Genomic DNA, 14,646 nt, shown 5'->3' on the forward strand with positions numbered 1-14,646 from the left:
GGCCGGCGGCCCGGTCAGCCCACGCCGAGGGTGTTGATGGTCGCGGCGAGGAAGACCACGGCGCCGCCCAGCAGGGTCAGCGCGCCCACATCGAATGGTTTGCCGCGGACCGCGAGCAGGCCGACCCGGGCGGTCGGCAGGCACAGCCGGAACGCGGCCGCGATGAGGGTCGCGCCGCCGAAGAAGAAGGCACCACGGCGCCAGCGATCCTGCGCGACGAACACCACGGCGATCAGCACCACCACCGCCACCACGACCATCGGCAGATGGCAGCGTAGGAAACCGGCCCATCGGCTGCCGGTGCCGGGATCGTCGTGGGTCGGGGTCGCGGCGTCGGTCACGGGGCGATTGTTCCAGATCCGGCCGATCAGGTCTGCGTCGCCATCCGCCGCGCGGGCCCCGAATGCCCCGATCCGCCCCACCAGAGGCGGGGCGGATCGACACAGCACAGATCAGCGCAGCGCGGCGTTCTCGGCGAGGACCTTTTCCCGATGCCGCTCGCGCAAAGCGGCATGGTGCGGACTGCGCCGCACCACCAGATAGGCCCCGCCCAGCACCACGAACCAGAGGGGGGTCACCAGCAGAGCCTGCAGGGTGTCGCTCTGCTGGGTGAGCGCCCAGACCAGGAACACGAAGAAGGCCAGCACCGCCCAGACCGCCGGCACACCGCCCGGCAGTTTGAACGTCGACGCGGCGTGCAGATGCGGCCGGCGCTTCCGGTAGACCAGGTAGCTGGCCAGAATCATCGTCCAGACGAACATGAAGCACAGCGACGAAATGGTGGTGACCACGGTGAACGCTTCGACGATGGACTGTCCGGCGTAGAGCAGCACCACCCCGATCAGCAGGAACGCGCACGAGAAACGCAGCGCGTTGGCCGGGACCTTGCGCCGGGACAGTTTCCCGAACAAGGCGGGAGCGTCCCCGTCACCGGCCAGGCCGTACACCATCCGCGAGGTGGAGTAGATCCCCGAGTTCGCGCTGGAGGTGGCGCTGGTCAGTACCACGAAGTTGACCACACTTGCCGCGACACCCAGCCCGGCCAGGGAGAACATCGCCACGAACGGACTCTCGTCGGCCGAGACCTCCCGCCACGGGGTCACCGCGCAGATGACGATCAGGGCGCCGACGTAGAACAGCAGGACGCGCACCGGGATGGAGTTGATCGCGCGGGGCAGCGTGCGCTCGGGATTCTTGGCCTCGGCCGCCGTGGTGCCCACCAGTTCGATACCCACGAAGGCGAAAACCGCGATCTGGAATCCGGCCACGAAACCCATGGGCCCGGTCGGGAAGAAGCCGCCGTCGTTCCACAGATTGGCCAGCGAGGCGGTGGTGCCGCTGTCACCGGTGAAACCGGTGATCACCATCACCAGTCCGGTGACGATCAGCGCGCCGATGGCGATCACCTTGATCAGCGCGAACCAGAACTCGGTCTCACCGAACGCGCGCACCGTGGGCAGATTGAGGACCAGCAGGACGACGATGCAGACCAGCGCGGGTATCCACAGCGGCAGATCCGCCCACCAGTAGGACACGTAGCCGGCGATGGCCACCACATCGGCGATACCGGTGACCACCCAGCAGAACCAGTAGGTCCAGCCGGTGAAGAAACCCGCCCACGGGCCGAGCAGATCACCGGCGAAATCGCTGAACGATTTGTACCCGGAGTTCGACAGCAGCAGCTCCCCCATCGCCCGCATGACGAAGAAGAGGAAGAAGCCGATGATCATGTAGACGAGGATCACCGAGGGGCCGGCGAGCGAGATCGTCTTACCCGAACCCATGAACAGACCGGTGCCGATCGCGCCGCCGATCGCGATCAGCTGGATATGCCGGTTCGCCAGCTGGCGGCTCAGCTTCTCCGGGCCGGCACCCGGATCGCTCACCCCGCTCGCGTCGTCGCCTGGATTACCGTGGCCCTGCAGCACGGCCATATTTCTCCCTCCGGAATGAATCGGACAGCCCATTCGACCACCGGAAGCGGATTCCTGCAGAGTGGGCGGCCCTACGGTACGCTGCCGCACTCCGTGCCGTGCGCGGCCCCCGCGCCACGTCGGTGACCGTATTCGCTGTGGTCAGGGCGTCGAGAGGGCGGTAGCGCCCGCACCGGGAATTTATCCGGCACCCTCGCAGCTACCGCTCGATCATCCGGCTCGATCACCGCGGCGCCGCACCACCTGATTGACTGGTCGGCTGTGTTCCGATTGATGTTCCATGAACCTCGCATACCGGGTAATACGGGCAATGCCATCCGGCTCGCCGCCGGCACGGGCAGTGAGCTGCATCTGATCGAACCGCTCGGCTTCGATATGTCGGAGGCGAAGCTGCGCCGGGCCGGGCTGGACTATCACGACCTCGCCTCGGTGACAGTGCACCCGGATCTGGCGACCGCGTGGAAACAGTTGCGACCCGGGCGGGTGTACGCGTTCACCACCCGGGCCACGACCCCGCACACCGATATCGCCTACCGGCCCGGCGACATCCTGCTGTTCGGTGCGGAACCGACGGGTCTACCGGCGGAGGTGCTCGCCGACGAGCACATCGATGCCGAGGTGCGCATCCCCATGCTGCCCGGCCGGAGGTCGATGAATCTGGCCAACGCGGCCGCGGTCGCGGTGTACGAGGCGTGGCGGCAGCACGGGTTCCCGGGCGCGGTCTGACCCGGACGCCCGCGGTTCAGTCGGCGATCTCGAACCGTTTGCGCCGGGAGGTCGCCCCGCCGGTGAGCCGGACCGCGTTCTTCGGGACACCGAGATGCGCGGCCGGCAGTTCGGCCGCGGCCCGGTTCGCCTTCCCCTCCACGGCCGGCGCCCGCACCCACAGGTGCAGCGTGCCATCGGGCAGGGCTTCGACCAGCGGACCCTTCCGGCTGTTCGGCGTGATCATCGCGCGGACCGTGGTGGGCACTGCTCAGGCCCGGCCCGTGTCGGGCCTGTCCAGATCGGCGGCCTCGTCCCCGGTCGGCACGGACTCGTCCGCGCCCGTCGCCGCCCGGCTCGTGCCCTTCCCCGTCTCGTCCGTGCCCTCCCCCGTCTCGTCCGTGCCCTCCCCCGTCTCGTCCGTGCCGGTCGCCATCCGGCCCGCACCCTTCGCCGCCTCCTCCGTATCCGTCGCCCCCCGGTCCGTGCCCTTCACGGGCTCGTCCACGTCCTTCGCGGTCTTGCCCGGCGCGTCCCCGGGTTCGGCAGCGGTCCGCGGGGTGCCGGGCACCGGGGTCTCGACCCGCGCGGTCGCGTTCCCGGCCGCCGGGGCGGCAGCGCGTGCACGGCCCAGCCGGCGGGCCGACCCGACGACGGCGCCGACGATCGCACCGAGGAGGGCGAGGAAGACCAGCCACGGCAGCACTTGGCCGCTGAAGACCACCGCGCCCTTCAGCCAGGCGAACAGGGAGTTCCAGCCGTCCACGACCCCGTCCCAGAAATTGGCGGGCCCGTCTTCACCCGTTTTCTCCGCCGTGCTCCGGATATCGACGGTGAGAGTGGACAGCGAGATCTGATCGTCGAGGTAGCGTCGCTGTCCGGTGAGGCTGTCCAGTTCGGCCTGCCGGTCGGCGAGCGCCTCCTCCGCGGCGATCAGGTCGGCGGTGTTGGCGGCGCGGGCCATGAGATCGCGCAACCGGTCCGCCGAAGCCCGCAGCGCGGTGATCCGGGCGTCGAGGTCCTGCCACTGCAGGGTGACATCGTCACGGTTGGTGCTGATCTGGGTGATCTCGCCGAGATCGCTCAGGCCCTCGATGAACGCGTCGGTATCGGTGGCCGGGATCCGGACGACCAGATTCGCGTGCGGATCGTCGTCGGCGGTACCGGGATTCTCGGTGCGCTGGTCGACCCGCCCGTCCAGTTCGGTCACCCGGTCGACGAGGGTCTGCGCGGCCGCGACGGGGTCGTCGGCGGTGAGATCCACCGTGCCGGTGACGACCTCTTTCCGATCGGTGGCCTGATCATCGGCGGTATCCGGCGGGGAGGCAGGAGCCTGTTCCCGGCTCGGCGCCTTCTGCACCCGGATCCCCGGCGCCGTGGCGGGCGCGGGCGCACCACCTTCGAAGGACATCGTCTGATCCGCAGTGCTGGAATGGGAATCGTCCCCGCATCCGGTGAGCAGAACCGACCCGCACACAACCAGAAACAACACCCCGAGCGTTCGCATGCTGGCAGCGTAATGGGCGGTTCCGGGATCGGATACCCGAATAGGAAGGCTGCGTATCGGCGCTGCCTGCGGGTCGGCGGACCGGCCCCGGCTGCCCGCCGGATCTGCCCGGATGACCTGGGCGACTTCGGTTATGGGGATTCGCGGTCGCGAAGCCGATCACGTTCGGCGGCGAGAGCGGCGTTGGTTTCGCGAAGGCCGACATCCGTCATCTCGCTGCACCATCGCCTCGGTCATTTTTTCTTCGCAAGACACTTGCATTCTTATGGCACTGGTGCTACATATAACTTGTGTCTGTTGACACAGATTATCTGGTTTCTCTTCGAAAGCGAAGGAGTGAACTGGAGGTGACGACCATGTTGATGCGCACCGATCCCTTCCGCGATCTGGACCGTCTCACCCAGCAGGTCTTCGGCACGCCCGCTCGCCCGGCGGCGATGCCGATGGATGCCTGGCGTGAGGGCGACGACTTCCTGGTCGAGCTCGACCTGCCCGGTATCGACCCGGACTCACTGGATCTGGATGTGGAACGCAATGTGGTGACCGTGCGGGCATCGCGGCCTGATCTGGATTCGGGCCGATCGATGCTGGCCGCCGAGCGCACCCGCGGTGTGTTCAGCCGTCAGTTGTTCCTGGGCGAGAACCTCGATTTCGACGCGATCCGCGCCGACTACCGCGACGGTGTGCTGCGGTTGGTGATCCCGGTTTCGGAGCGGGCCAAGCCCCGCAAGATCGAGATCGCGCGCCACGATCCCGAGCGCCAGGCCATCAACGCCTGACCGTCCCGGGTTGGCGCCGAGACCAGGAGGCCGACCATGCATACAACGACGGTTACCAGCGAAAACAGGTGGTCGGGAGTGGAGGACCGGCTACTCGAACTGGATCCTGATCTCGAGGAGCTGTTCGCCGAGGTCGACGAGGCACTCCGTAGGGCCCGAGTCCGAGGAGCGCCGCCGCGACGCACGGTTCGCGGCCCCCGCCCGCCGAACCCGGCCGCTCGACGACCCGATCCCCCGCGCCGCGGGCGTCGGCCGGTCCCGGGCCGGGCCCGTCAGCGCGGCCCGCCGGATACAGCCGATATCCCCGGCACCCGAACAATCACGGAAGCGAGGTGCTGCCCCTTTTCGAATCCATCCAGCGACGGGTGGGCCCGGTCAGCGCGGTTCTTCCGGGCCCACCCGGAATTCCCGGAACGATTTCCCACGACCATCCGGTCACCGACCGGCCGTATTGGACGCAGGACAGCCATCGTGAACGAGAACAGCGAGCGCCCCGACCACAGGAAGAACCGCCGGAAACCGGCTTCGCGGCCCGAAACAGGAACCGCCTGGCTCTCCGGTCTGATCGTGACTCTCTCCGGCGGCGGTGTCGCGCTGCTGACGACCTCGTTCATCTCCGCTGTCTACATCGCCCTACTCCTTGCCGCTGCGCTGGCCGTGGTCGTGCCCCTGCTGCGCGGCTGATTCCCTGCTGCCGCGGACAGGCGCGCACGGAACGCTGAGGCGGAGAACCGGGTAACAGAACCCGGCCCCGCCGCGGCCGGAGGCGGCGGCGAATCACCTGAAGTCCCGGGAGCGGGAGGCTATGCGCATGTCCAGGCGACTCAGGCGTTCGGCGTAGATGCTCACCGCGCCTTCCGCATTCTGTATCCGGCCGCGGATCAGCAGTGCCGGGGAGCTCTGCGCGGTGCGGCGGTACCGGGCCCACAGCCCGGCCGAGCACACCACGTTCACCATGCCGGTTTCGTCTTCCAGGTTCAGGAAGGTGACCCCGCCGGCGGTGGCGGGACGCTGCCGGTGGGTCACCGCGCCGCCGACCAGTACCCGGGTGCCGTCGGGGACCGAGAGCAGGTCGGCGGCCGGGATCACCCCGAGCGCGTCGAGGCGGGGGCGCAGGAACTGGGTGGGGTAGCTGCCGGGTGATATCCCGGTCGCCCAGACGTCGGCGGCGGCGTGTTCGAGGTCGCTCATCCCGGGCAGGGTGGGGGTGGTGGTGGAGGCGCCGGTCCCGGGCAGGCGGTCGGGCCGCTCTCCGGCGGCCGCGCCGGCTGCCCATAATGCTTCGCGGCGGGAGTAACCCAGACTGCCGAGCGCACCGGCGGTGGCCAGGGATTCCGCCTGCGGGACGGTCATCTCCACGCGCCCGGTGAGATCCAGGAACGATGTGTAGGGCCCGCCTTCGGCCCGGGCGGCCACGATCTTTTCCGCGAGGTCCGAGCCGATGGAACGCACAGCCGCCAAGCCCAGCCGCACCTCGGTCCCGCGCCGTTCCAGGGTGGCCTCGGCCGCGCCGGCATTGATATCCGGACCGTGCACGACGACCCCGTGCCGGCGGGCGTCGGCGACCAGTGACTGCGGCGAATAGAAACCCATCGGCTGGGCGCGCAGCAGTCCGGCGCAGAACGCCGCCGGATAGTGCAGTTTGAACCAGGCGGAATAGAATACCAGCGCGGCGAAACTCTGCGAATGACTTTCCGGAAAACCGAAATTCGCGAAGGCACGGAGTTTCTCGTAGATGCGGTCGGCGAGTTCGCCGGTGATGCCGTGCAGGTCCCGCATGCCCTGGTACAGCCGCCCCCGTAGCCGTTCCATTTTCTCGGGGGACCGTTTCGATCCCATGGCCTGCCGCAGCTGATCGGCTTCGGCGGCGGTGAATCCCGCGACATCCACGGCCATTTGCATGAGTTGTTCCTGAAACAGCGGCACCCCGAGGGTGCGCTCGAGCGAATTACGCAGGGCTTCATGGTCGAAGGTGACCTTTTCCAGCCCGTTCTTCCGGCGGATATACGGATGAACCGAACCGCCCTGGATCGGGCCGGGCCGGATCAGCGCCACCTCGACCACCAGGTCGAAGAACTTGCGCGGTTTCAAGCGCGGCAGGGTCGCCATCTGGGCCCGGGATTCCACCTGGAACACGCCCACCGAATCGGCTCGGGACAGCATTTCGTACACCCCGGGTTCGGCGAGGTCCAGGGTATGCAGTTCGACCGTGACGCCGATGTGCTCGCGCACCAGGTCGATCATGTAGTGCAGGGCGGAGAGCATGCCCAGGCCCAGCAGATCGAATTTCACCAGACCCGCCGCGGCGCAATCGTCCTTGTCCCACTGCAGCACGCTGCGGTCGGCCATCCGCGCCCATTCCACCGGGCATACGTCGGCGATGGGCCGGTCGCAGATCACCATGCCGCCGGAGTGGATGCCCAGATGCCGCGGCAGTCCTTCGATATCGGCGGCCAAGGCCAGTACCGGTTCGGGAATATCGGTCCCGGTTTCCGATCCGACACCCGTCCACCGGCTCACCTGTTTACTCCAGGCGTCCTGCTGACCGGGGGCGAAGCCGAGTGCGCGGGCCGCGTCGCGGACCGCGGACTTCCCGCGGTAGGTGATCACATTCGCCACCTGTGCCGCGTTCTCCCGCCCGTACCGGCGATAGACGTATTGGATCGCTTCCTCCCGACGGTCGGATTCGATATCGACATCGATATCGGGAGGTCCGTCCCGTTCCGGGGAGAGGAACCGTTCGAACAGCAATTTGTTCGCGACGGGGTCGACATTGGTGATACCGATGGCATAGCAGACCGCGGAATTGGCGGCCGAGCCCCGGCCCTGGCACAGAATGTCGTGCTCGTGGCAGAAACGCACGATATCGTGCACCACCAGGAAGTATCCCGGGAAACCGAGCCGGGCGACGACCGCGAGTTCGTGTTCGAGCTGCCGGTAGGCGGTCGGGTTCGCGGCGGGCGGGCCGTAGCGGGCGGCGGCGCCGCGCCGGGTGAGTTCGCGCAGCCAGGAGTTCTCGTCGTGGCCGGCGGGCACATCGAAGGGCGGCAGCCGGGGCGCGATCAGCCGTAGGTCGAACGCGCATTCGCGGGCCAGTTCCACCGAGTTCGGTACGACCGAGGGGAATTCGGCGAACAACCGGGCCATCTCCGCCCCCGACCGCAGATAACCACCCCCGGTGGGAGCGAGCCAGCCGGCGAGATCGTCGAGGCTGCGCCGGGCCCGGATGGCGGCCAGGGCCGCGGCGCGGCGGCTGCGGTCCGGGGTCGCGAAATGCGCGGCGGTGGTGGCGATCACCGGCACACCGACCCGTTCGGCGATGGCGGCCAGCACGGTATTGCCTTCATCGTCCACGGGCAGACCGTGCCGGGTGAGTTCCACGGTCACCCGGTCGGGACCGAACCGTTCGCACAGTTCCCGTAGCGCCGCCTCGGCGCGCAGCGGCCGGCCACCCGTGTGCAGATCCTGGGCCAGTGCCCGCCGCACCTTGCCTTTGCGGCAGCCGGTGAGGATCTGCCAGTGACCGCCGGCCGCCTCGGTGAGGGCATCGAGGTCGTAGCGCAGGATTCCTTTCTCCCCGGCCGCCATATGCGCGGCCGCGAGCTGCCGGGACAGCCGGCGATAGCCCTCCTGCCCGCGGGCCAGGACCAGAAGATGTTCGCCGTCCGGATCGGGTGCGCCGGTGCGGGGTGCCGAATCGGTCTGCGGGGCACCGGATTCCACGAGGGTGAGTTCGGCCCCGTATACCGCGGCGATCCCGTGCTCGGCGGCGGCTTCGGCGAACCGGACCACCCCGTAATAGCCGTTGTGGTCGGTGAGCGCGATCGCCGAGAGCCCCAGCCGCGCGGCTTCGGCGACCATCTCCTCCGGTTGTGAGGCCCCGTCCAGGAAACTGAACGCCGAATGCGCGTGCAGTTCCGCGTACGGCACGACCGGGCCCGGCGGGTCCGCCGGTTCGGGCAGATACGCCCCGCGACTACTGCTCCAGGCCGAGGCGTCACCGCCGTTGCCGGGGTAGTGTCCGGGCTTCGGCCGGCCGGACAGTACCCGCTCCATCTCGGCCCAGCTCGGCAGGCCGTTACTCCATCCCATACCGCGTCAGCAGGCCACCCGTTCGGTGGACTGCGCCTCCAGCAGTGTCGCCACATGATCCACCCCGGCCCGGATCACCCGTCCGTAGGCATCGTCGGCGAGCACGTTCGCATGCCCGCGCGCCAGCGCCAGCTGCATCCGGGCCTCCTCGAAATCGCCGACCAGCCGGTGACTGTCGGCCAGGCTCAGATACAGCGACGGGAGAAATCCCAGGAGTCCTTCGCCCAGCGGGACGCCGGGTACGAAGGCCGAGTCGAGCGCCCGGGTGTCCCAGAACAACGCGCCCTCGGCGGTCTCCTGGACATCCGCCAGATGGTGGGCCACCACGCTCCGGTACAGCGGCTCCCCGGCCGGCCCGAGCTGATCCCACAGCAGTTGCAGCGCCTGGCGCGCCGCCTCCCGATCCGCACCGCCGAGCCGCACCGCGGCATAGATATCCGCCATCCGATCGTCCGTCATGAGTTGAGTATCGCACATATGTTCGAATATCGAGAGGTGAGATCGAACCTGTTTTCGAACACCGAACCCACCCTGGCGCGCTTTCTTACTTTGGAGTAAGTTCGGCCGGGAAAGACCTGCGCAAAGGGGCTGTCATGAGCGATTCCGGGACCGACCGGGCCGAACACGAACTCACCGGGCGGCATGTCCTCATCACCGGCGCCTCGTCGGGTATCGGACGGGCCGCGGCGCTGGCCGTCGCGAAGAAGGGCGCGGTTGTGTTCCTGCTCGCCCGCCGCGAAGACGAACTCGCCACCGTGGTGGCGGAGATCCGGGCCGCGGGTGGCCGGGCCTACGGCTACCCCTGCGATATCACCGACTCCGCCTCGGTGGAGGTCACCCTGGACAAGTTGCTCGGCGAGCACGGCCGGGTGGACATGCTGGTGAACAATGCCGGTCGTTCCATCCGCCGGGCCATCCACCGCTCCACCGACCGGTTGCACGATTACGAACGCACCATGGCGGTCAACTACTTCGGCGCGCTGCGACTCACCCTGGCGCTGCTACCGCAGATGCGCGAGCGCAAATTCGGCCATATCGTCAACATCAGCAGCGCGGGTGTGCAGGTGGCCACCCCGCGATACTCCGCCTATCTGGCGAGCAAGGCCGCGCTGGACAAGTTCACCGAGGTCGCGGCGGTGGAGACCATGGCCGACGGGGTCACCTTCACCACCATCCACCTGCCCCTGGTCCGGACCCCCATGATCGCCCCGTCCGGTGATCAGGGCGGCCGCGCCGAATCGCCGGAATGGGCGGCCGCGACGATCGTGCGCGCGCTCACCCAGCGGCCCCGGCGTATCGACGTGCCGATCGGCACCCTCGGCGAGTACGGCGCGATGTTCGCCCCGCGCCTACGTGACTTCGTCCTGCACCGCTACTACCGGATGATCCCGGACTCCCCCGCCGCCCGGGGCGAACAAGCCGAATCCGCCCCGGTCACCCCACTCGACACGCAGACCTCCGCAGAGGAGACACCTGTTGTCCACCGCATCGGCGGCGAGCACCCCGCGCCACGGTCACGGCCGCGCCGCGCCCCGCTGCCCCGGGCCGGAGCGCGGGTGGCACGCGGTACCGGCACCGCACTGCGACGCGCGGCGCGCTGGGTGCCGGGCACGCACTGGTGAAGCCGGCCCCGCCGTCGTGCACGGAGAGGAGCGCCGATCGTGACGACCGATGAGCACAGCGCCGCGTTCGAGGCCGTCCTGGACCTGGTGACCTCGCGCGGGATCACCGAGACCACACTGCGCCGGGTGGCCGACCACGGTGGCCTCGACGGGAAGACGCTCCGCCGGAAATACGGTGACCAGTACGGCCTGCTGATGGCCGCCGCCAAAGAACTCGAACTCGATCGCGATCGCCGGCTCGCGGCGGTCGGCAGCGAGCCGCGCAGCGACTCGGTGGCCGACCGGAGGGCCTACCTCGAGGCGGTCACCCGCGCACTGCTGCTGGACCCCACCGACCGGCGGCGCCTGCTGCTGCGCACCGAGATCGTCGCGAGTGCCCGGCTGGTGAACGGGATGGAAGCCGAAACCGAGTGGATGGGCACCTCCACCCGCACCCTCGTCACCGCCGCGCTCACCCGGGCGGGGGTGGCCGAGGCCGAACTGGAAACGGAACGGCTGCTCGCCCTGATCAGCGGCCTGGCCTTCGAACTCGCCTATCCGCACGGCGCGGGCGAGGGTACGGCCGATCGGGTGGTACGCCACCACATCGCCACCATCGTGCACTGACCGCGGCGCCCGGGCACGGTGTCAGAGCTCGAAGATCCGCTCCGCGGGCGCCAGTGGCCGGAATGCTCCCGAGATCTGCGCTACCAGCTGCCAGGGGCGTTCGCCGTCCACCGAGGATTTGCCGTTGGTCAGGATCGCCCCGCTCAGCCCACGTGCCGGATCGGCCCAGCCGTACTGCGTGGTGAACCCGCTGCGGCCGAAATGCGCGGTCGTATCGGGCCCGAATTTCGAACGGTGCCCACCCAGTTCGTAACCGGCCCGGCTCACCCGTCCCGCCACTCCGGGAACCCGGGGTGCGGGCCGTACCGCGTCCCGCACCGTCTCGGCCCGCATGATCCGGACGCCGTCGAGTTCGCCGCCGCGCGCGAGGATCTCGTAGAACCTGGACAGTTCGGCGGCGGTGGTGACCAGATTCCCCGACGGCAGTTCGGCGGTGAGGAAGGATCGATTCGATTCCCGATTCACCGCGTCCGAGGCGAACCCACCGCCCAACGCCCGCCCGGCGACGAAAGACGCGAGCTTGGACGGCGGGGGGCCGGTTTTCACGCTCGGCACCACCGCGTCCACGTCCTCGGGCCGGACACCCAGGTTCGTCCACCGGAAGCCCAGCGGTTCCAGTACCTGTTCGGCGAGATGGTCCTTGATCCGCTTACCGGTGGCCCGCTGCACCAGCAGCCGCTGGATGAGCCCGCTGGTCAGGGCGTGGTACACGCGGAAGCGTCCGGCCGGGTAACTCGGCTTCAGATCGATCAGACCGCGCAGGCACAGTTCCTCGTCGAAAACCATTTCGTGCCCGCGGTAGGGGCGGGTCACGAACGGGACGCCGGCGGTATGGGTGAGTACGTGCCCGATGGTGATCGGCGCCTTGCCGTTGGCGGCGAACTCGGGGATGTAGTCGCTGACCGGATCGTCGAACGCGAAGGCGCCCTGCTCGATGAGCATGAACATCACCGCCGCGGAAACACCTTTCGCGGTGGAGAATCCGCAGAACGGCGATTCCGTGGTCACCGGGACCCGTTCGGCCGCCGGACCGTCGCCGGGCGCGTTGCCCCGGCTGTGGCCGATCGCCCGGTTCAGCACGACCCGCCCGTTGCGGCGCAGGCAGATCTGGATCGCCGGGGTGGCGCCCAGCCGGTACCACGCCTGTACCGAGTCCCAGATCGATTCGATTTCCGCCGGGCTCGGCCCGCCGGGCCCGGCATCCTCCTCCGGACCGACAGCGGTGATGTCGGCCAGTTCGGCGGCGACCGGGACCAGGAGCGCGGTATCTGCCTTCACACGCCCCAGGGTAGCCATGCCACTGAGGCGGCGACGGCCGTCGAGCATTCCGGGCGCGACCGGCCGGGGTCCCGGTCGGCGTCGGTCACGGGCCCACCACCCACCACCGGTGAGCAGGTGGTCCGCCGTCCTCGCGGGGTAGTGATGGAGATCACCGGTGGTCACCCCGGGGCATTGTGCTCTGATCAAAGGAAACAACCGCTTGTTCCCCATCTGCCGGGAGGTGGCCATGACATCGGTGAACCCGCGCCTGTCCCGGGCGCACATCTGGTTGCTCACCCTGTCGTCGATGGCCGTCGCGCTGGTCATCGCGGCCATGGCCGCCCTCTACACCGCGCTTCCCGAGATCGCCGCCGATACCGGCGCCACCCAGCAGCAGCTCACCTGGGTGGTCGACGGTTACACCCTGGCGCTGGCCTGTCTGGTCCTGTTCTCCGGCGCGCTGGGCGACCGGTTCGGCCGCCGCATCATGATGGTGCTCGGCCTGGTGGTGTTCGCGATCGCCTCCGCGGTGCCACTGGCGCTGGACGAGCCGCATTGGATCATCGCCTCGCGCGCCGTCGCGGGAGTGGGCGCGGCGCTGGTCATGCCGTCCACTCTTTCTCTGCTCACCGGCGGATTCCCGCCCGAGCGGCGCGGAGTCGCCGTCGGGTTGTGGGCGGGGGTCGTCTCCGGTGGGGCGGTCCTGGGCATTCTCGGCTCCGGGTTGCTGCTGCAGATCTGGAGCTGGCAGGCCATCTTCCTCGCGATGACGATGGCCGGCGTCGTCCTGGCGGTCGCCGGGTGCACGGTCCCCGAATCCGTGGACGACTCACGGCCGCCGCTGGACTTCTGGGGCGGTATCACCGCGTCGGTCGCCGTGGGTGCCGTCGTGGTCGGGGCCATCGAGGCGCCGGTGCGCGGCTGGACCGATCCGCTGGTCCTGGGCTTGTTCGGCGTCGGGATACTCGCCGGAGTCGGGTTTGCGACGGTCGAACTGCGGGTACCGAATCCACTTCTGGATGTGCGGCTGTTCGCCGACCGCGGCTTCGGCAGCGGCACGGTGAGCGTCGGCGTGCAGTTCCTGGTGGCCTTCGGCTACTTCCTGCTGTTCGTCCAGTACATGCAGTTGATCTTCGGGTACTCGCCGCTGATGTCCGCGGTGGCGATGGCGCCGATGATCGCGCCGCTGATCGGTATCTCGGTCGTCGCCCCACGGCTGGCCGAACGGTTCGGCCTGCGCCTGCCGACTTTCATCGGTCTGCTGTGCGTCGGCAGCGCACTCATTTCGGTGTCCCGGACCACGGTGGACAGCACCTACCTCGATGTCCTCTGGCCGCTGCTGATCCTGAGCACCGGGCTGGGTCTGTGCACCGCCCCGGCGACCGCCGCGATCATCAACGGCACACCCCTGGAGAAACACGGGGTGGCCTCCGCGGTCAACGACGCCTCCCGGGAGGTCGGGGCGGCCATCGGTATCGCGATCTCCGGCAGCATCCTCGCCGTCGGCTATGCCGACCGGATCGCTCCGGCGCTGCCCCGGCTCCCCGAAGCGGCCCGCGGCCCGGTCGGCGATTCGCTGGCCGCCGCACTGGAGGTCGCCGAGCGGGGAGGTCCGGCGGCCGCGCCGCTGGCGGCGTTCGCCAAGGAAGCCTTCGTCCACGGTGCCGCGCAGGCGGCGCTGGCCCTGGGCATCCTCACCGTGGTGATGGCATTCGTGCTGGGCGCATGGGCTCCCGGCCGCCGGACCGCCCGCACCGATTCGGCCGCCGAAGGCGCCGTGCTGATGAACCGATAGCCACAGCGCGTACCCCGCCATGGCTTGCTTCCTCGGTCGTCTCGCCACGCAGGTGCTGGTGATATGTGTACTACCGCGATTTCACCGCCGCCTCGTACGAGGCAATCAAGTCACTTATTGCCCGGAGTCGGGCGAGGACCAGCGTTGGTTCCCCCCATCGGGTCGCATATCTGATCCACCGGTGACCCCCCACCCAGCGGCCGGGTCGTCTTTCGCGGCCGCAGGCAGCGAGTTCCGATCAATCCTGCTGAGTGAGTTCGGCGTTGATTTCGCGGGCTTCGGCGAGTTGGTCTTCGAGGATGATGATCCGGCACGCCGCTTCCAGGGGGGTGCCGTGGTCGATGAG

At 68.9% G+C, this 14,646-nt stretch carries 12 protein-coding genes and 2 pseudogenes; 6 read left to right on the forward strand and 8 right to left on the reverse strand.

The annotated features are described in order from the left end of the window. Positions 1-14: 14 nt before the first annotated feature. On the reverse strand, positions 15-260 hold the full coding sequence (locus AB0H42_RS30565) for a DUF3017 domain-containing protein (protein ID WP_083872253.1): 246 nt from the start codon (positions 258-260) through the stop codon (positions 15-17). Between the two features lie 192 nt (positions 261-452). After that, entirely contained in the window at positions 453-1,934 is a 1,482-nt protein-coding gene (cycA, locus tag AB0H42_RS30570; RefSeq protein ID WP_357062407.1) for a D-serine/D-alanine/glycine transporter, read from the reverse strand. A gap of 261 nt (positions 1,935-2,195) precedes the next feature. Between cycA and AB0H42_RS30575 the strand changes: the two genes are divergently transcribed. Then, a complete protein-coding gene (locus tag AB0H42_RS30575) occupies positions 2,196-2,660 on the forward strand; it encodes a tRNA (cytidine(34)-2'-O)-methyltransferase (protein ID WP_357062408.1) in 465 nt (154 codons plus the stop codon). 16 nt (positions 2,661-2,676) lie between these two features. On the opposite strand, the gene AB0H42_RS30580 is transcribed toward AB0H42_RS30575, so the two are convergent. Then, positions 2,677-2,886 carry a DUF167 domain-containing protein gene (locus tag AB0H42_RS30580; RefSeq protein ID WP_357062409.1) on the reverse strand — a complete coding sequence of 70 codons (210 nt, stop codon included), beginning with the start codon at positions 2,884-2,886 and terminating at the stop codon, positions 2,677-2,679. A gap of 24 nt (positions 2,887-2,910) precedes the next feature. Then, positions 2,911-4,146, reverse strand: a complete 1,236-nt coding sequence (locus AB0H42_RS30585) for a DUF4349 domain-containing protein (RefSeq protein ID WP_357062411.1) — start codon at positions 4,144-4,146, stop codon at positions 2,911-2,913. 356 nt (positions 4,147-4,502) lie between these two features. On the opposite strand from AB0H42_RS30585, the gene AB0H42_RS30590 reads away from it, so the two are divergent. Both AB0H42_RS30590 and AB0H42_RS30595 read left to right on the forward strand, forming a co-directional pair. Beyond that, entirely contained in the window at positions 4,503-4,925 is a 423-nt protein-coding gene (locus AB0H42_RS30590) for an HSP20 family small heat-shock protein (RefSeq protein ID WP_357062424.1), read from the forward strand. Positions 4,926-5,396: 471 nt separating this feature from the next. Continuing rightward, positions 5,397-5,609 carry a hypothetical protein gene (locus AB0H42_RS30595; protein WP_357062413.1) on the forward strand — a complete coding sequence of 71 codons (213 nt, stop codon included), beginning with the start codon at positions 5,397-5,399 and terminating at the stop codon, positions 5,607-5,609. Between the two features lie 93 nt (positions 5,610-5,702). On the opposite strand, the gene AB0H42_RS30600 is transcribed toward AB0H42_RS30595, so the two are convergent. After that, positions 5,703-9,017 (reverse strand): error-prone DNA polymerase, encoded by a 3,315-nt coding sequence (locus tag AB0H42_RS30600; RefSeq protein ID WP_357062415.1) that lies wholly within the window; start codon positions 9,015-9,017, stop codon positions 5,703-5,705. Between the two features lie 6 nt (positions 9,018-9,023). Continuing rightward, positions 9,024-9,476, reverse strand: coding sequence for a hypothetical protein (locus tag AB0H42_RS30605; RefSeq protein ID WP_357062417.1), 453 nt, complete (start codon positions 9,474-9,476; stop codon positions 9,024-9,026). 170 nt (positions 9,477-9,646) lie between these two features. On the opposite strand from AB0H42_RS30605, the pseudogene AB0H42_RS30610 reads away from it, so the two are divergent. Together AB0H42_RS30610 and AB0H42_RS30615 are read left to right on the forward strand one after the other, a co-directional pair. Then, positions 9,647-10,639, forward strand: a pseudogene (locus AB0H42_RS30610) (SDR family NAD(P)-dependent oxidoreductase); the annotation flags it as partial. 39 nt (positions 10,640-10,678) lie between these two features. Further along, on the forward strand, positions 10,679-11,245 hold the full coding sequence (locus AB0H42_RS30615; protein ID WP_357062418.1) for a TetR family transcriptional regulator C-terminal domain-containing protein: 567 nt from the start codon (positions 10,679-10,681) through the stop codon (positions 11,243-11,245). 21 nt (positions 11,246-11,266) lie between these two features. Here the strand turns inward: AB0H42_RS30615 and AB0H42_RS30620 are convergent, their stop codons facing one another. Then, entirely contained in the window at positions 11,267-12,523 is a 1,257-nt protein-coding gene (locus AB0H42_RS30620) for a serine hydrolase domain-containing protein (protein ID WP_357062420.1), read from the reverse strand. Between the two features lie 229 nt (positions 12,524-12,752). Between AB0H42_RS30620 and AB0H42_RS30625 the strand changes: the two genes are divergently transcribed. Further along, on the forward strand, positions 12,753-14,300 hold the full coding sequence (locus AB0H42_RS30625; RefSeq protein ID WP_357062422.1) for an MFS transporter: 1,548 nt from the start codon (positions 12,753-12,755) through the stop codon (positions 14,298-14,300). Positions 14,301-14,538: 238 nt separating this feature from the next. On the opposite strand, the pseudogene AB0H42_RS30630 reads toward AB0H42_RS30625, so the two are convergent. Beyond that, positions 14,539-14,646: pseudogene (locus tag AB0H42_RS30630) on the reverse strand (MerR family DNA-binding transcriptional regulator); the annotation flags it as partial.

The organism is Nocardia sp. NPDC050799 (assembly GCF_040654015.1).
Taxonomy (GTDB): Bacteria; Actinomycetota; Actinomycetes; order Mycobacteriales; family Mycobacteriaceae; genus Nocardia.